Origin of the sequence: Mesorhizobium sp. CO1-1-11, from assembly GCF_020164995.1 — a bacterium.
Classification (GTDB): domain Bacteria; phylum Pseudomonadota; class Alphaproteobacteria; order Rhizobiales; family Rhizobiaceae; genus Mesorhizobium; species Mesorhizobium australicum.
Map to the genome: position 1 here is coordinate 1 of NZ_JAIUHE010000026.1, position 16,516 is coordinate 16,516.

Consider the following 16,516-nt stretch of genomic DNA (forward strand, 5'->3'; position numbering starts at 1 on the left):
GTGCGCGCCTTTCGGCGCGCGACGCCTCAGGAACCAGCGCCGCTGAGCGTGGTGACGGCGCGGCGGTTCTGCGACCAACAGGAGATGTCGTCGCATACGGCGACCGGACGTTCCTTGCCGTAGGAAATCGTCTTGAGACGGCTCGCCGAAACGCCCTTGGAAACCAGGAAGTCGCGCGTGGCGGCGGCACGGCGGGCACCGAGCGCCAGATTGTATTCGCGCGTGCCGCGTTCGTCGGCATGGCCTTCGACGACGATGGCATACTGCTTGTACTGGTTGAGCCACTGTGCCTGGCGCGACAGGGTCGTCTGTGCGTCGGCACGGATCGAGGTCGAGTCCGTATCGAAGAAGATGCGGTCGCCGATGTTGACGGTAAAGTCCTGTGCCGAGCCGGGTGTTGCGGCACCCGCGCCATTGAGGCCAAGGTCAGCAGCGCTGTTCGGGGTCTTCTTCGAAGCGCAACCGGTGATGGCGAGCATCGCCACCAGCGCGATCATGGCCGGGTTTCTGGTCAGTGCTGCGATACGGCCCATGCCGCCTCTCCTTCGTATTCGAGTGATCATGTTTCGAGTGATTTCGTTGATCACCCAGTAACCACGTTTGGGTTAACCGGCATTCAAGAAACACGGTTAAAATTTGGTTTAGGCTGCCCGTCCGCAGCTGTTTTGTCATAGGCCACAGTTGGCGCGGACCCTAGGCGGAAATGCGGCCAAAACGCGACGAAGGCATGGAAAAGGGGAATGTAAGGGGGAATTGAAGAGTTGGAGAACTGAAGAATTGAAGAAGGATGTTCACCCTAGCTTCACTCTGAGGTTCACCAGCATTCCGTACACCTGGCCATACGATTGTAGCCACTCGTCCCGTTGCGCCTGCGAGATGTATTCGAGATCGAACGCGTATGAAATCCACGTCTCCACTTCACTGCACGATCCTATGGCCATCGAAATGAACCGGGCAAATTCAGCTTTGGAGTGGGTCTGTTTGGCAAATCCCTCGGCCAGATTGGCGCAAATCCCTTTGCTGGAACGCCGCAACTGATCGGCCAGCGCGTATTGCTCTATCTTGGGAAAAGCGAGGGTGGCCTTGTGAACCGCCAGAGAGACCACGTAAGCGCGCTTGTAGACCTCTAGATCCTTTGCTCGCTTAACGTAGCCCTCTGCTTTCACCATCTCTTCAATTCTTCAGTTCGCCAATTCCCGTTCTATTCCAGCAGCGGCGACCAGGCCGGATCCGAAGCAAAGTTCGTCGTCGGGATCGGCTGCTCGTTGCGGCCGGTGAGATCGACGGAAACCAGTTTCGGGCCGCCATTGGCGTCGCGGAAGAACATCAGCACGCGGCCGTTCGGCGCCCAGGTCGGGCCTTCCTGCTGGAAGCCGGACGACAGGATGCGCTCGCCCGAGCCGTCGGTCTTCATGACGCCGATCTGGAATTCGCCGCCGCTCTGCTTGGTGAAGGCGATGAGGTCGCCGCGCGGCGCCCAAACCGGCGTCGAATAGACGCCGTCGCCGAACGAGATGCGGGTCTGGCCCGATCCGTCGGCGCCCATGACGTAGATCTGCGCGCGACCGCCACGGTCGGAGGTGAACACCACCTTGCTGCCGTCGGGCGAGTAGGAAGGCGAGGTGTCGATGGCGGTCGAGTTGGTCAGCCGCGTCGTCGAACGGCTGCGCAGGTCCATGGCGAAGATGTTGGAATTGCCGTCGTCGCGCAGCAGGCTCATGATCACCTTCTGGCCGTCGGGCGAGAAGCGCGGCGCAAAGGTCATGCCTGGAAAATTGCCGACCAGCTCACGCTGCCCGGTCTCGATCTGCAGGAGATAGACCCTGGGCTGGCCGCTCTCATAGGACATGTAGGTGATTTCCTGCCGGTTCGGCGAGAAGCGCGGCGTCAGCACGATCGACCTGCCGTCCGAAAGGTAGCGGACGTTGGCGCCATCCTGGTCCATGATGGCGAGGCGCTTCTTGCGCGCGTTCTTGGCGCCGGACTCGTCGATGAAGACGACGCGCGTGTCGAAATAACCCTTCTCGCCAGTCAGCCGTTCATAGATGGCGTCGGCGATGATGTGGGCGACGCGGCGCTGATTGGCGTCGTTGGCGAAGAACTGCTCGCCGGCCATCTGCTGGCCCGCGAATGTGTCCCATAGCCGGTACTGGGCGCGGATGCGGCCGTCCGCTTCCTTGCTGACGCTGCCGGTGACCAGAGCCTGCGCATTGATCACCTTCCAGTCGTCGAAGCGGGGGGTTGCGTCCGGATTGGCGATCTTCTCGATGAAGGCGCTCTTGTCGATCGGCGCGAACAGGCCGGAGCGCTTCAAATCGGCGGTGACGATCTGGGAAATCTGCGCGCCAAGCGCATCGCCACCCTGGAAATCCGTGATGGCGATCGGCAACGGCTCGACATTGCCCTTGTTGACGTTGAGTTCGACCAGCGCCCACGCAGGCATCGGAACGATGGCCGTCATGCCCAGCGCCATGGCTGCAATCGTCAGGAGCGGCTTGAGGATTGATTTCATGTCTTCTCGCTTCTCATACTGATCTTCGGATATCAGGGCCTAGAGGCCGAGCATCTCCCTTGGGTCGAATGTGACCCGGATGTCGTTCCAGATGTCCTGCTTGCCGGCGGGAACCTGCAGGCCGGCCATGTCGCATTTCTGAACCGCGCGCACCGCGCTCTCGTCGAACTGCCTGTTGCCGCTCGACGTTTCAACGGAAGGACGGCCGTCGAGCTTGCCGGAGTTGTTCAGGTTGAAACGGACGACGACGACGAAATTCTCCGAACCTTCAAGCCCGGCCGGCAAGGTCCAGCAACCGCCGAGCTGGCTTTCCAGGGCGCCCTGCTCCGACTTCGACAGCTTCTGGCCCTGATCCTTGTCGCCGCCGAGCGACGCTTGCTGCGTCGAGCGCTTGGCGCCGCCGCCGGACGGCTTCTGCTTGTCGAGCAGCGCCGAAATCTCGTTGGCGTTGAACTGCTTGTCGTCCGACTTTGGCTTGGACGAGGCTTCCTTGACCGGCTTGTCGGCATCCTTGCGTTCAGGCGCCTTGGCGCTTTCGGCCTGTGCCGGCTGCGGCTTCGGCCGGGCCTCCGGCGCGGGCGCCGAATTCGGCAACTGCGTCTCCTCGGTGGGCGGGTCCTTGGCTATGGCCTCGGCGACGGCGTCGGGCTTGACCTCGGGCGTCGGATCGATGGCGGCGGTCTTGTCCTGCGGCGGCGGTGTCGGCGCGGGCTTTGCCGGAGTGGGCTTCGGCTCGGTCTGCTTGACCGGCTCAGGCTTGACCTCTTCCTTGGGCGTCGGCGCTGGCGCCACTTCCGTCGCCGGAATGGGCTTGGGCTTTTCCTGCGGCTTCGGCACGTCCTCGGTCTTCGGGATTTCCTTCGGGGTCGGCGCGGGCGCCGGAGCCGAGGTCGTGTCGACGGGTTTCGGCTTGGCTTCAGGCGTTATCGGCTTGTCGGTGTCGACGCTGTTTTCGCCGACCTTCTGTGCATTCGGCACGATATCGGGACGCTGCGTCGGCAACGGCGCCGGCTTTTCATGCATCACGGCCTTCTTGTCGCCCTGCAGGGTCTGCGCAATGGCTTCCATCGGCACGATATCGACCGCGACGGACTCGACATCGGCGGACGGAAGCGCGGCCGGCGCCGACAGCGTGAACAGGCCGAAGGCCAGCACCGCCGTATGCAAGATCACCGATGTGGTGAGGCCGGTCCTCATCGTGTGTCTATTGATCCTGTTCCTGCAGTGAAACCAAGCCGATGTTCTTGTAGCCAGCGGCCGAAATGCGGGCCATCACCTTCATCGCCGTGCCGTAGTCGGTCGACTTGTCGCCGCGGATGAAGATGCGCTCTTCATAGCCGGTCTTCGAGATCGCCTGCAGCTTGGCCACCAGCTCCTCGATCGGAATCTCGGTTTCCTGCAGGAAGATCTTGCCGGTCGCATCGATCGAGACGGTGATCGGCTGGGTGTCGGCATTCATCGCCTTGGCCTGCGTGTCGGGCAGGTCGATCGGCACGCCGACCGTCAGCATTGGCGCCGCGACCATGAAGATGATCAGCAGCACCAGCATCACGTCGACCATCGGCGTGACGTTGATTTCCGACATCAACGCGTGATGACGGCCGCGCCGCCTGTGGCCGCGCCCGCCGCGTCCTCCGCCCATGCCTACAGACATTCCCATGATCGTCCCTCAGGCCTTCGGCGCGACTTTTTCATCGATTTGGCGCGAGAGTATGGCGGAGAACTCGTCGGAGAACCCCTCCATGCGCACGGCGATCTTGCTCGCATCCGATGACAGCTTGTTATAGGCGATGACCGCCGGAATGGCGGCGAGCAGGCCGATGGCCGTCGCCAGCAGCGCCTCGGCGATGCCGGGCGCGACCACCGCGAGACTGGTGTTCTTTGAGCCCGCGATGGCCTGGAACGAGGTCATGATGCCGATCACAGTGCCGAACAGGCCGATGAAAGGTGCCGCCGAGCCGGTGGTGGCGAGAAAGCCGAGGCGGCCCTCCAGCTTTTCCATCTCACGGGTCAGCGCCAGGTCCATGGCCTTGTCGATGCGGGTCTGCAGGCCGAGCGGCGACTTGGCGCCTTTCTCGAAACTCTTCTTCCATTCGCGCATGGCGGCGACGAAGATGGCGCCCATGCCTGTCGTCTTGCGGTCGGCAAGAGTGCGGTAGAGTTCCTCCAGCGACTGCCCCGACCAGAAAACCTGCTCGAAGCGGTTCAGCGCCAAGCGCATGCGGCCGTAGGCAACCAGCTTGTCGACGATGATCGCCCAGGTCCACACCGAAGCGCAGAGCAGCCCGATCATGACCAGCTTGACCACCCAGCTGGCCTGCATGAACAAGGCCCAAATCGACAATTGCGCGCCCGGTTCGGCGAGTGCGATATTTTCCATCGTTACGTCCTTAAGATTTTCCGGGCGAAGCTGGCGGCTGGCCCATGGCATCCCTTGTGGTCGGTTCGCACGAAGCTACCGGACACCCCAAACCGTGCCGTTAGCGGCCTTTTCGGGGCAAATATTGGTGAAAGGAAGGCGCTCGATAACGCCAATCTTCCCCAATCTCTTCATGAACCGTTATGGTTAAGGATGGGTTAGTCCATAAGGCGCGGCGCATTGCCGCGCCCCGGCACCGCCGCCGGCGAAGTCGGCACGCTATCCCTCCAATCAGTCCTGGGGAAAGACCTTGGGCATGAACGCCGCCACCCATTCCCTGGGAAAACGCCTCGGCCGGCCATTCTCGCCGATGATCGCCGCCTCGACCTTGGCCTCGACCAGCACCTCGTCGCCGCGCTTGAGCTGCTGCGCCATGAAGATGCGCGCGCCGGAAATGGTCTCGGTGCGGGTATCGACGGTCAGGATGTCATCGATACGGGCGGGGATGCGGAAGTCGATCTCCATGCGGCGCACCACCCACACGATCTTCTCGCCGTGCTTGCCGTCGGCGAGTTCGGTGTGATGCACGCCGGTGAGCCTGAGATAGTCGGAGCGGCCGCGCTCGAGGAATTCCAGATAGCGCGCGTGATAGACGACGCCCGAGAAATCGGTATCGGCATAATAGACCCGCGCCATCAGCCGGTGGCCGAACTCGGTCAGCGCACCGGAAAGCCCTGCCTGCAATGCCGCGGATTCACCATGATCGCCCATTGCGCTTCCTTTTTAGATGCCGACGCGGCAGGTATTTTTCGGCGCATGAACCCGATGGCACTGTTGACGACGATGATCAAGAGCTTGATGGCGGTCGTGCTGGCGCTGGCCGCTTCTACACTGTCGGGTGGGGCGGCGACCTTCTCCATGAAGCGCGGTCTCAATCTCGACCAGTGGGTCACCTGGCCCGGCGAGGACCAGTGGGGTGATGGCAAGGCCATCCTGCCCTACCCGGAATGGCGCAAATTCCTCAACGAGGACGACCTCAAGGCGCTGAAGGATGCCGGCTTCGATTTCCTGCGCATGCCGGTCGATCCGTCGCCTTTTCTCTCGGACAAGACAACGGACCTTCGTGACCAACTCTATGCCAGCGTGCTGGACTCGGCGCGCATGATCAATCGCGCCGGACTGAAGGTCATCGTCGACATGCACCTGATCCCGGCCGGCGGCGGCCGCAAGATCGGCATGGGCGAGGTGATGGACGACCCCGCGACCTTCGACCGCTATGTCGAGGTGGTTCGCGGCATGGCGCGCAAGCTGGCCGCCGAAGATCCCGAAAAGGTCGCTTTCGAACCGATGAACGAGCCGATCGTCGATTGCGACAGCGACGGCACCAGCCTGTGGCCCGACCGCCAGCGCAAGCTGTTCGCGGCGGCGCGCGCCTCGGCGACGAAACTGACGCTGATCCTGACCGGAGCCTGCTATTCCGCTGCTTCGTCTCTGGAAAAGATCGACCCGAAGACGATCCCCGACGACAACGTCATCTGGACCTTCCACTCCTACGACCCGTTCCTGCTCACCCATCAGGGCGCGACCTGGGCCGGCGACTTCATTCCCTATGTGACCGGCCTGCCCTTTCCTTTGACCGCTGTGCCGAAGGCGCAGCTTGATGTGACGCTGGACACCATCCGCGCCCGGATCAAGGCCGAGGCGCCGTGGACACGGCAGAATGGCCTGCTTGCCTATCTCGACGAGCAGGTCGCCAGCATGGACAGCGCCGACAAGCTGCTTGGCCTGATGGATGCGCCGTTCAAGGCTGTCGAGGCTTGGGCGAAGGCCAACGGCATCAAGCCGGAAGACATCACGCTGGGCGAGTTCGGCATGATCCGCCAGGAGTATGGCAATGCCTACGTGATGCCGGCCGAATATCGGGCCGCCTATGTCAGGGACATGATCGCTCGGGCCGAAGCGCATGGCTTCTCATGGTCGGTGTGGAGCTATGGCGGGGCTTTCGGCATCGTCGACGCATTCAATGGCGACAAGGCCGAGCCTGATGTGCTGGACGCAATCCGAAGCCTGCCATGACGCGCTGGTCAGCCGAGGTCTATCTGCAGGATTTCCGGACGCATTCCGAAACGGATCGGCAAATTGCTGAAGCCAAGCCCGCCCGAGACGATGAGGTTGCGGTCGTTCTCGACGACATGGCCATAGGCGTAGCGATTGCCGAACTGGGATGGCACGATCGGCGAATAGCCGAACAGCCGCACCTGCCCGCCATGGGTGTGTCCCGATAGCGTCAGCGACACACGCCACGGCACTTTTGGAAAAATGTCCGGTTCGTGCGCCAGCAGGATAACGGGCGCGGCGTCGCTGATCTTGGCCAGCGTGCCGTCGAGATCGTCCAATCCCCTGGGAGGCTCGTGTTTCTTTTTCGGCAACAGGGCCAACTGATCGGCGAGGCCCGCGATCCAGACGCCATGTCCGTCCTTTTCCAGACGCACGGCGTCATTCTCCAGCACCGGGATGCCGGCTTTCTCCAGAGCCTTGCGCGCGATCGTCGGGCCGACTTCGGCCCGCTGCGCGAAGCCGTCGGCCCACCAGTCGTGATTGCCGAGGATCGACAGCACGCCGAGCGGCGCCTTGAGGCCCGACAGGGCGCCAGCCCATTCCGGCGGCGTCACCCTTTGCGACACCAGGCGCATGCCGGCTATGTAGTCGCCGAGCAGCACGATCAGGTCCGGCTGCAAGGCATTCGCCTCTTCGGCAAGCGAAGCGATCCGCTCCGGCGTCATCCACGGCCGGCAAGCATGGATGTCGGCGAGCGCGACGACGCGCAGCTTCAATCCGGCCGGCCAATGCGGTGGCGTCAGCGCATAGCGCTTCACATGCGTCAGCAGCATCGGCTCGATACCGACGGCGTAGGCGCTGAAGGAGGCGACCGACAGGAACGACCCGCCGATAAAGCGCAGGAACCCGCGTCTGGTTATCATCAAGTGGCTCCGGCACCTCATTTCGGCATGCGCTGCTACATGTCGCCCAAAAGCGATCTCGGTCGGGAGGAGGACATGCATGGATGCAGCGAACCCGATACAATCCAGCAATACGCCGGTAAGCCGGCGAAGATGAGGAGAATTTGCGCAGGCCCGTTCACTGATGCTTGATCGCTGGTCCGGGAAACCCGCGCCTGATCGCTTGCGTGGCTATTCTTCCTGGAACAGATTGATCTGCTGCTGCGCCAAATCCTTCGGCGCATCGAGGCCGAGATGGCGCCAGGCATTGGCGGTCAGCATGCGTCCGCGTGGCGTGCGCTGGATGAACCCCTGCTGGATCAGATAGGGCTCGATGATGTCCTCGATGGCATCGCGCGGCTCGGACAAGCCGGCGGCGATGGTCTCGATGCCGACCGGACCGCCGCCGAAATTACGGGCGATCATGCTGAGATAGCGGCGGTCGAGGGCGTCGAGGCCAAGCGCGTCGACTTCGAGCCGGGTCAAGGCCTCGTCGGCGATCAGGCGGTCGACATGGCCGTCGCCGGCCACCGAGGCGAAATCACGCACGCGCCGCAGCAGCCGTCCGGCAATGCGTGGCGTGCCGCGCGCGCGCCGCGCGATTTCCAGCGCACCGTCGTCGCCGAGTGGCATCTGCAGGATGCGCGCGCCGCGCCGCACGATCTGCTCCAACTCCTCGACGGTGTAGAAGTTGAGCCGCACCGGGATGCCGAAGCGGTCGCGCAGCGGATTGGTGAGCAGGCCGAGCCGCGTGGTGGCGGCGACCAGCGTGAAGTGCGCTAGGTCGATCTTCACCGAACGCGCCGCCGGACCCTCGCCGATGATCAGGTCGAGCTGGAAATCCTCCATCGCCGGATAGAGGATTTCCTCCACCGCCGGGTTGAGCCTGTGGATCTCGTCGATGAACAGCACGTCGCCTTCTTCGAGATTGGTAAGCAATGCCGCGAGATCGCCGGCCTTGGCGATGACGGGACCGGAGGTCGAGCGGAAATTGACACCGAGTTCGCGCGCCATGATCTGCGCCAGCGTCGTCTTGCCCAGCCCCGGCGGTCCGACGAACAGCACATGGTCGAGCGCTTCCTTGCGGCCCTTGGCGGCCTCTATGAAGACCTTGAGATTGGCCCGCACCGCCGCTTGGCCGACGAAATCGTCAAGCGTTTGCGGCCGCAGGGTCTGCTCGGCATCCTCGCCGCGCTTTTCCGGTGCAATGAGGCGGGGGGAAAGGCTCATGGGACCTTCCTTGCACAGGGCAGCGCCCCGGACAAGCGATGGCTCACCGTGCCAGTTCCTTCAACCCAAAACGGATCAGTTTGGACGCATCGGCGCCCTCGCCCGCCGTCTTCAGCGCTGCTGACACCGCATTGGCGGCGGTGTCGCGGGAATAGCCGAGATTGACCAGCGCGGAGACGGCGTCGGTGATCGGCGCCGGCGCTACGCCTTCGCCGAGTTCCTGCTTGAGCCCAATGGTGCCGGTGGCGGTGCCCGCATAGGCCGGCGCCTTGGCCTTCAATTCGGTGACGATGCGCTCGGCCACCTTCTTGCCGACGCCGGGCGCGCGGGAAACCATGGCGATGTCGCGCAGTGCAATGGCATTGGCAAGGTCAGCCGGCGCCAGCGTCGACAGGATGGCCAGCGCCACCTTGGCGCCGACACCCGGCACATTGTTCATCAGCAGCCGAAACCATTCGCGCTCGAGCTGCGACTGGAAACCATAGAGCCGGATCATGTCCTCTCGCACATAGGTCTCGATGAACAGCACCACCGCTTCGCCAGGCGAAGGCAGCGCGGCAAGCGTGCGGGTCGAGCAGTACGCGACGTAGCCGACGCCGTGGATATCGACGAGACAATGGTCTTCGTCGACCTCGTCGAGCGTACCCTTGAGCTTGCCGATCATGCCAGATCTTTCATGGGAGATAAGCCCCTCATGGGTGCGTTTCCGGAGAGATGATATCGAGATCGGGGAAATAACTGCGATAGCGCGCGGCGTCGCGGGTCAAAAGACGATGTCCGGCAACAGCCGCATGAGCACCAATAAAGAAATCAGGCAAGATGCGTTCCCGAACGCCGCCGGCCCGGCGATAGCGGGAATGCGTGACGCCCGCAAGGAATGCCGCGTCCCAAGGTACAAGTTCGCGATCCATTTCGAGCATGTCGACGGCTCTTCGAAGCGCCGTCTCCGTCGGGATCAGCGGCGCGAGCTCAGACCAGACGATTGTATTGACGACCAATGCGCCGTCGCTACGGCATGAAACGATTGCAGACGCTGACCATTCCGTCAGCGGCCCGGTTGGCCCCCAAACGTCGATGAGGACATTGGTGTCAATCAACGTCGAGATCTTCACGCGGGCCTCTCAACCACTCCATGTAAGCGTCGGCGGTCATGCCTCCCAGATCCAGTGTGCCCGCCATGCCGTGGAGAATATTCCTGAACCTGCGCGCGACTTCTTCATCGGACAGGTTTTCATTGACGGCAACGAGCCGAGCCCCTTCCTCGGTGGCCACGAACTCAACCTCGGAGCCCGGTCCGATGCCCAGATGGTCCCTTATCGGCTTGGGGATTGTGACTTGGCCCTTGGTGGTCACGCGCATGGTAATACTTCCAGGGTATTACTACACGCGCAGCGTGAACAAGTCAAGAACATTGCTATTCGGCAAGCGCCATCCGGTAAGCGGCACTTTGCCGGTGATGCGCGTGACAAATCGCGATGGCCAGCGCGTCGGCGGCATGTTCGGTGTCGAAGATCGCTTTCGGCAACAGCACCTTCACCATCATGTGGATCTGCTTCTTGTCGCCATGACCGACGCCGATCACCGCTTTCTTCACCGCGTTCGGCGCATATTCGGCGACGACGAGGCCGGCGCGCGCCGGCACCAGCATGGCGATGCCGCGCGCCTGGCCGAGCTTCAGCGTCGCCACGGCATCCTTGTTGACGAAGGTCTGTTCGACCGCGGCTTCATGCGGCATCGCCCGATGCAGGATCTCGGCAAGCCCGTCATGCAGCTGGCAGAGCCGCGTCGCCAGCGCCGCCTTGTCCTCCGAGCGGACGGTGCCCGCAGCAACAAAGCGCAAGGAATTGCCGAGGCTCTCGACGATGCCCCAGCCGGTGCGCCTGAGCCCCGGATCGATCCCGATGATGCGAATCGCGTCCCCCATGCCGTGAGTGTACCTCCGGCGGACAGCGATGCCAGCGAAAAGTGAACAAACCGGAAACGTTCAGCCAACCGGGAGGCCTCGACGTTTCTCAGTTGCGGGCGAAAGCCGTGTTGAGCAGGCTGATCTGGTCCGACACCGGATTGGGCCGGCGGGCCACGGGCTGCATGTCGACCACGGCGCTTGCGCCATAGATCTCTTCGTCCATGCGGCGCACCAATGCCTGCAGGCGCAACGACCGGTTGACGAGATCGAGGAAATCGGTCGGCAGTTCGGCCCAGCCGGCCGCCTCGTCATGGGCGGAAGCGGTGTCGAGACGCACCTTGGATTTTTCCGAAGCGACCTGATCGCGCGTCATCTCGCCGGAATTCGCCGCACGCTGCAAAAGCAGCCACGAGGCAACCTGCATCAGCCTGGTGGTCAGCCGCATCGATTCGGCCGCGTAGAGCGTGGCCGCCAGCCGCGACAGTTTCTTGGCCTCTGCCCGGCCCTTGCCGTCGAGATATTCCGCCGCCTGTTCGACCAGGCCCATGCCTTCCTGGTAAAGCGGTTTGAAGGAGTGCGAAAACACCCGTCGTTCCGCCAGCTTGACGGTTTTCGCAATGCCCTTCGAAGGCTCGTTCATTGATACGCCCCTGCACTTGCGACCGGCCGATTCGGCTCTCTGCCGATACACCCGTGACCCTATAAAACTGAAGCTTGAAAATGCGCTTCGTCCGGGGTGAAGGCAAGCACATGTTTAACAGAAGGTTAACGGCGTTCGGCCGTGCGGAATGCCGCCTGGGTGCGGACAAAAAAAGAGCCGCGGATAAGGCGGCTCTCAGGAGTTTAACAGGGAGGCGTCAAACAAAGTGGCTCCAACCACTCGGTAAGAATCCAGATCACTGGATAGACATAGTAAACGCCTGTAAAGCTTAATGAACGCTTAACGGCTCTGATGTTTTTTTACCCAACACCGTGCTCCTGTGCCGTAACAACACAGCCGCACCGGCTGGTTTTCAGCCTTCACTCAGGCTTTTTTTCCACACCACCGGCAAGGCGATGAAGGCAAACAGCAGCATGCCTGCGTAGAAGCCGATCGAAGATATCCCCAGCAACGGCTCGATCCCCGGATTTCCGGCAAGCAGTATATAAAGGCCGATCATCAGCCCGATGCCGCTGATTGCCGTCAGCCAGAAATGGACAAGGGCCAGCGTCTTTTGCCCGGCAGCCGGAAACAGGTGGTAAAAGAACGCGAAAACCGCCGACATCAGCCAACCGGCCACCATCGTGTGGGCGTGGGTCGGCATCTGGCCGTGGTCTTCGCTGATCGCCATGTGGATGCCGAGCGCCATGCCGCACAACGCGTAGATGATCGCCAGCGTGAAGAAATTCCGTGCTACCCCTTGCATATTAGTCCCCCGAATTGCCTTTTTCCCAAGCTGGGAATGGGTTGATCGTCAGGCGAGCGCTGTCGCCGCCGGACTTCCGGCGTCGGCACTAGCATCGGCAGTGTTTCCGGACGATGTCGCTCCCCGACGCTGCCGACGATAGCAGAAAACCGGGCGGTGGGTTCATCATATTAGTCTCTCCTTTCGTTAGCCGGCAGCCTGAAACACAGCCGGTTTTTCCACGACATCGTCCTGAAACAGCCGCGGCGCTAAACGCTGCGGCATCGAAGCGGCGGGCGGGCAATGGCGCGGCCTCGCCAGCAACCATTGGACATCGGGGAAAAAGCCATGGATTGGTATTCCATCATCAAATTGCTGCACATCCTTTCGGCGATGCTTTGGGTCGGCGGCGGCTTCACGCTGATGGTGCTGGCGACGCTGGCGGATCGCGCCGGCAACATCCAGGGAACGCTGCAGGCGATGCGCGCCACTGGCGAACTGGGCAACCGCTTCTTCGCTCCGATGTCGATGCTGACATTGGTCTTCGGATTGATCATGTGCTCGTTCTGGGTCGGCTTCTCCGATCTCTGGGTCCTGATCGGGCTTGCCGGCTACGCCACGACCTTCTGCATTGGCATGTTCGTCTTCAAGCCGACCGCCGACCGCATGGGCGCGATGATCGCCAGGGATGGCGTGACGCCTGCGGCACTTGGCTATGGACAGCGCATCCTGCGGGCGGCGCGCTTCGACTATGCGGTCATGCTCATCATCATCACCGACATGGTTCTGAAGCCTACCCTGCACGACGTCGGGATTCTCGCCGGCATGGTGGTGGTCCTTGCCGCCGGTGCCACAATGGCGCTCAGCCGGCCAAGACGCATGGTGCCCAGCGCCGCCTGACGCGGCTGGAGCGCTACATGATGCCGGCGATCCCGTCCCACAGAAGCTTCACTGCCACGACCGCCACGGTCGCATAGGTGAAGGGATAAAAAATTTCTGGCCGCATCCGCCGCACCAGCCAGGCACCGGCGATGGTCGACAGTGGCGCCAGCGGCATCAGCACGGCGGACGCCGTCAGATTGGCGGTGTCGAACTGGCCGAGCGCGAAATAGGGGATGAGTTTCAGCGCGTTGGTAGCGGCGAAGAAGATCGCTGCCGTGCCCGACAACACCTTGGGGTCGAGCCGGATCGGCAAGGCATAGACCTGGAAGGGCGGGCCGCCGACATGGGCGACGAAGCTGGTGAAGCCTGCGACCGTGCCCCATATGGCCGCGGCCACGCGATTAGGTGCGGCCGCATGGTCGGAACCATGACGAAATTGCAGGTAAAGCCAGCGCAGCACGAAGATGATGGCAACGGCGCCGACGATGAGCCGCACCGCTTCCTCGGTGACCAGTGCCGCCGTCAGCCAGCCAAGCCCGATGCCCACGATGGCGCCCGGCATCATGTCGACCAGCATCTTGCGGTCGTACACGCCCCACCATGTCCACACCGAGACGATGTCCATCAGGCACAGGATGGGCAGCAGGATGGCGGCCGCTTGAACCGGCGGCATGGTCAGCGCCATCAGCGGCACGCCGACGAAACCAACCGCGCCGCCGAAGCCGCCCTTGGACAGGCCGACCAGGATGACCGCCGGAATGGCGGCCGCGTAGAACCACGGATCGAGAAGCAGGCCTGACATGAGGAGGAACTGATCTGGAGGGAAAGCGCGTCGACGCCTGAATAGCCCACAATCTTGAGTCGAGCGACAGCAAAAGCAACCCGCGCGCCTCGCCATGCCCCTATTCTATCGGCACGCCGAAACCAGCAGGAACATCGGCCGCTCGAGTTCTTCCGCCAGGTCCGGTCTGGCCGCGATCTGCGCGTCCGTCGGACGGAATTCCTCGACATGCTCGATCGTGAAACCCGCGCGGATCAGGGCGTTGAGCGTGGTGCCGATGGTGCGGTGATGTTTCACCACCCTCTTGGCCAGCCAGTTGGTCTTGCGCGGCCCTTCCACCAGATACTGGTCGACAGGCCAGGTCCTTTTCCCCTCCCCATCGATCGACCAGCCCGGATTGGTCGGCGCCATGTAGATCGGATGCTCGGTCGAGAAGACGAAATCGCCGCCGGGCGACAGGGCTTCGTGCACAGCCCCGAACAGGCGCTCAATGTCTTCGACGTAATGCAAGGCGAGCGAACTGTAGGCGAGGTCGAAGCCGCCTTGCGGCAGGCTGAGCTGGTCGAGGTCGGCTCTCTCGTAGGTGATGCCGGTGTCCGGGCCGGCCGCTCTCGCACGGGCCAGCATCTTCTCCGACAGGTCCAGCCCAAGGACTTCCCTCGCTCCATTTTCATGTGCCCAGCGGCAGAACCAGCTAAAGCCGCAGCCGAGGTCGACGACCCTCAGGCCACCGACATCGGGCAGCATCGCGCGCAACGCTGGCCACTCGGCGGCACCATCCAGGCCTTCGACGGAGCGGCCAAGCTGGCTGTAGCCCGCAAAGAAATCGGGTTGATCGTAAATGTTCTGCGCCATCTTTTTTGGCTCCTCGGACGGTCATCCGGCGGAAGACTGACATATGGTGGACTGGCCGCGCCTTTCCACCACTGCCATGCCGTGTCAAGCCTACGAGGCCGCCGGCAACCCCAGTGGCGGCGGTCGCCGCCGGATCGGCTGTGCCTTGATAATGGCGGTGCTGGTCTCGGCCTTGTCGGCGATGCGATCGAGAATGCCGTCGAGGTCGCCGATCGAGCGCACGAACAGCCGGGCGACGAAGCAGTCGTCGCCGGTCACCTTGTCGCATTCGCCAAACGCCTCAATCTCCTCGATCAATTTCTGAACGATGTGCAGCTTGCCCGGCAGAGGCTTGATCCGCACGATCGCCTGCAGCGTATAGCCGAGCGCCAGCGGATCGATCTCGACGGTGAACGCCCGGATGACGCCGCGCTCCTCGAGGCGCCGCAGCCGCTCCGAAACGCTCGGCGACGATAGCCCGACCTGGGCCGCCAAATCCTTCAGCGAGGTTCGCGCATCCCTGACCAGGATTTCCAGCAGATTTCGGTCCAAATCATCCAGCATTTTCTATTTCTCGTTGATTTCGAGCGGATGCCTAATTTAATTAGCCACTATCATTATATTGCCTTTCCTAGGAGATGGATAGCCCAGACCTCACATGAGATTATGCCGCCTCAACGGGTTCAGAGGCTTATTATGAACGATACGGTACGAGGCACGGTCGAAATGTCGGCCGCAATGGCGATCCTGGGAACGATCGGCTGGTTCGTCATCATGTCCGGTCAGCCGATCATGGATGTCGTGTTCTGGCGCTGCGCGTTCGGCGCGCTGACGCTGCTCTTCATCTGCGCTTCGCTTGGATTACTGCGCAACAGGCTGTCGTTGCGCGTCATCGGCCTTGCCGCGCTTGGGGGTGCGGCGATCGTCATCAACTGGCTGCTCTTGTTCAGCGCCTTCTCGCGCGCGTCGATCTCGATCGCCACCGCCGTCTACAACACGCAGCCTTTCATGCTGGTCGGCTTCGGCGCGCTCTTGTTCGCCGAGCGGCTGACATTGACCAAGCTGACATGGCTGGCAATCGCCTTCGCCGGCATGCTGCTGATCGTCGCCGCTGCTCCCGATGCCGCTGATGTCGGCACGAACTATTTCGCCGGGATCCTGATGGCCCTGGCCGCCGCCTTTTTCTGGGCCGTCGCGGCAATCGTCACCAAGAAGCTCAAGGGCACGCCGCCGCATCTGATCGCGCTGATTCAGGTCTGCGTCGGCGTCGCCATGCTGGCGCCCTTCGCCAATCTCGCGCATCTCCCCGGCGATCCATGGAGCTGGGCCATGCTGGCAACGCTCGGCATCGTCCACACCGGCCTGATGTACATCCTCATGTACGGCGCCATCCAGAAGCTGCCGACGCATCTGCAGGGGTCGCTGTCCTTCATTTATCCGGTCGTTGCCATCCTGGTCGATGTCACCGCCTTCGGCCACCGGCTGCACCTCAGCCAGGTCGCCGGCGCCGCCGCCATCCTGATCGCGGCCGCCGGCATGAACCTCGGCTGGACATTGCGGAAACCGAGACCGGCCGCCGCGAGCCCCGAGCCGATCAGGTAAGGCGACGCGCCGGCTGCCCGGCGGAT

General features: G+C 62.6%; 21 protein-coding genes. 3 read left to right on the plus strand and 18 right to left on the minus strand.

Annotation, left to right across the window (positions count from 1 at the left end):
• Positions 1-26 precede the first annotated feature (26 nt).
• The 7 genes from pal to ybgC form a co-directional block, all read right to left on the minus strand.
• Positions 27-533, minus strand: a complete 507-nt coding sequence (gene pal / locus LB554_RS25420; protein ID WP_015315272.1) for a peptidoglycan-associated lipoprotein Pal — start codon at positions 531-533, stop codon at positions 27-29.
• 258 nt (positions 534-791) lie between these two features.
• Entirely contained in the window at positions 792-1,169 is a 378-nt protein-coding gene (locus tag LB554_RS25425; RefSeq protein WP_140662648.1) for a four helix bundle protein, read from the minus strand.
• Between the two features lie 32 nt (positions 1,170-1,201).
• Positions 1,202-2,473 carry a Tol-Pal system beta propeller repeat protein TolB gene (tolB, locus tag LB554_RS25430; protein ID WP_224587625.1) on the minus strand — a complete coding sequence of 424 codons (1,272 nt, stop codon included), beginning with the start codon at positions 2,471-2,473 and terminating at the stop codon, positions 1,202-1,204.
• A 78-nt stretch (positions 2,474-2,551) separates the two neighbouring features.
• Entirely contained in the window at positions 2,552-3,709 is a 1,158-nt protein-coding gene (locus LB554_RS25435) for a TonB family protein (protein WP_015315269.1), read from the minus strand.
• Between the two features lie 7 nt (positions 3,710-3,716).
• Positions 3,717-4,172, minus strand: coding sequence for a protein TolR (tolR, locus tag LB554_RS25440; protein WP_140712589.1), 456 nt, complete (start codon positions 4,170-4,172; stop codon positions 3,717-3,719).
• Positions 4,173-4,181: 9 nt separating this feature from the next.
• On the minus strand, positions 4,182-4,892 hold the full coding sequence (gene tolQ / locus LB554_RS25445) for a protein TolQ (protein ID WP_015315267.1): 711 nt from the start codon (positions 4,890-4,892) through the stop codon (positions 4,182-4,184).
• 270 nt (positions 4,893-5,162) lie between these two features.
• Entirely contained in the window at positions 5,163-5,642 is a 480-nt protein-coding gene (gene ybgC, locus LB554_RS25450) for a tol-pal system-associated acyl-CoA thioesterase (protein ID WP_224587551.1), read from the minus strand.
• Between the two features lie 54 nt (positions 5,643-5,696).
• Here ybgC and LB554_RS25455 point away from each other — a divergent pair, with 54 nt between their 5' ends.
• Complete coding sequence (locus tag LB554_RS25455; RefSeq protein ID WP_224587553.1) at positions 5,697-6,947, plus strand: glycoside hydrolase family 5 protein; 1,251 nt, start codon at positions 5,697-5,699, stop codon at positions 6,945-6,947.
• 8 nt (positions 6,948-6,955) lie between these two features.
• Here LB554_RS25455 and LB554_RS25460 read toward each other — a convergent pair whose 3' ends face one another.
• The 8 genes from LB554_RS25460 to LB554_RS25495 form a co-directional block, all read right to left on the minus strand.
• Positions 6,956-7,852 (minus strand): metallophosphoesterase, encoded by an 897-nt coding sequence (locus tag LB554_RS25460; RefSeq protein WP_140874763.1) that lies wholly within the window; start codon positions 7,850-7,852, stop codon positions 6,956-6,958.
• Between the two features lie 210 nt (positions 7,853-8,062).
• Positions 8,063-9,100 (minus strand): Holliday junction branch migration DNA helicase RuvB, encoded by a 1,038-nt coding sequence (gene ruvB, locus LB554_RS25465; protein WP_015315263.1) that lies wholly within the window; start codon positions 9,098-9,100, stop codon positions 8,063-8,065.
• Between the two features lie 43 nt (positions 9,101-9,143).
• Positions 9,144-9,764: a Holliday junction branch migration protein RuvA gene (gene ruvA / locus LB554_RS25470; protein WP_015315262.1), complete on the minus strand. Its 621-nt coding sequence runs from the start codon at positions 9,762-9,764 to the stop codon at positions 9,144-9,146.
• Positions 9,765-9,792: 28 nt separating this feature from the next.
• On the minus strand, positions 9,793-10,212 hold the full coding sequence (locus tag LB554_RS25475; RefSeq protein ID WP_140822584.1) for a type II toxin-antitoxin system VapC family toxin: 420 nt from the start codon (positions 10,210-10,212) through the stop codon (positions 9,793-9,795).
• On the minus strand, positions 10,190-10,459 hold the full coding sequence (locus tag LB554_RS25480; protein WP_015315260.1) for an AbrB/MazE/SpoVT family DNA-binding domain-containing protein: 270 nt from the start codon (positions 10,457-10,459) through the stop codon (positions 10,190-10,192). The genes LB554_RS25475 and LB554_RS25480 overlap by 23 nt, the downstream gene beginning before the upstream one ends.
• A gap of 55 nt (positions 10,460-10,514) precedes the next feature.
• Entirely contained in the window at positions 10,515-11,024 is a 510-nt protein-coding gene (ruvC, locus tag LB554_RS25485; RefSeq protein ID WP_140719994.1) for a crossover junction endodeoxyribonuclease RuvC, read from the minus strand.
• Between the two features lie 88 nt (positions 11,025-11,112).
• Positions 11,113-11,646, minus strand: a complete 534-nt coding sequence (locus LB554_RS25490) for a DUF1465 family protein (protein ID WP_224587555.1) — start codon at positions 11,644-11,646, stop codon at positions 11,113-11,115.
• A gap of 373 nt (positions 11,647-12,019) precedes the next feature.
• Positions 12,020-12,412 (minus strand): hypothetical protein, encoded by a 393-nt coding sequence (locus tag LB554_RS25495; RefSeq protein WP_015315257.1) that lies wholly within the window; start codon positions 12,410-12,412, stop codon positions 12,020-12,022.
• Between the two features lie 327 nt (positions 12,413-12,739).
• Here LB554_RS25495 and LB554_RS25500 point away from each other — a divergent pair, with 327 nt between their 5' ends.
• On the plus strand, positions 12,740-13,291 hold the full coding sequence (locus tag LB554_RS25500) for a DUF2269 family protein (RefSeq protein ID WP_140616634.1): 552 nt from the start codon (positions 12,740-12,742) through the stop codon (positions 13,289-13,291).
• 13 nt (positions 13,292-13,304) lie between these two features.
• Here the strand turns inward: LB554_RS25500 and LB554_RS25505 are convergent, their stop codons facing one another.
• From LB554_RS25505 to LB554_RS25515, 3 genes are all read right to left on the minus strand, one after another.
• Complete coding sequence (locus LB554_RS25505) at positions 13,305-14,075, minus strand: sulfite exporter TauE/SafE family protein (RefSeq protein ID WP_015315255.1); 771 nt, start codon at positions 14,073-14,075, stop codon at positions 13,305-13,307.
• Between the two features lie 105 nt (positions 14,076-14,180).
• Positions 14,181-14,909 (minus strand): class I SAM-dependent methyltransferase, encoded by a 729-nt coding sequence (locus tag LB554_RS25510; RefSeq protein WP_224587558.1) that lies wholly within the window; start codon positions 14,907-14,909, stop codon positions 14,181-14,183.
• A gap of 90 nt (positions 14,910-14,999) precedes the next feature.
• Positions 15,000-15,452, minus strand: a complete 453-nt coding sequence (locus LB554_RS25515) for an Lrp/AsnC family transcriptional regulator (protein WP_015315253.1) — start codon at positions 15,450-15,452, stop codon at positions 15,000-15,002.
• Positions 15,453-15,584: 132 nt separating this feature from the next.
• On the opposite strand from LB554_RS25515, the gene LB554_RS25520 reads away from it, so the two are divergent.
• Positions 15,585-16,490 carry a DMT family transporter gene (locus LB554_RS25520; protein ID WP_224587560.1) on the plus strand — a complete coding sequence of 302 codons (906 nt, stop codon included), beginning with the start codon at positions 15,585-15,587 and terminating at the stop codon, positions 16,488-16,490.
• The last annotated feature ends 26 nt before the right edge of the window (positions 16,491-16,516 follow it).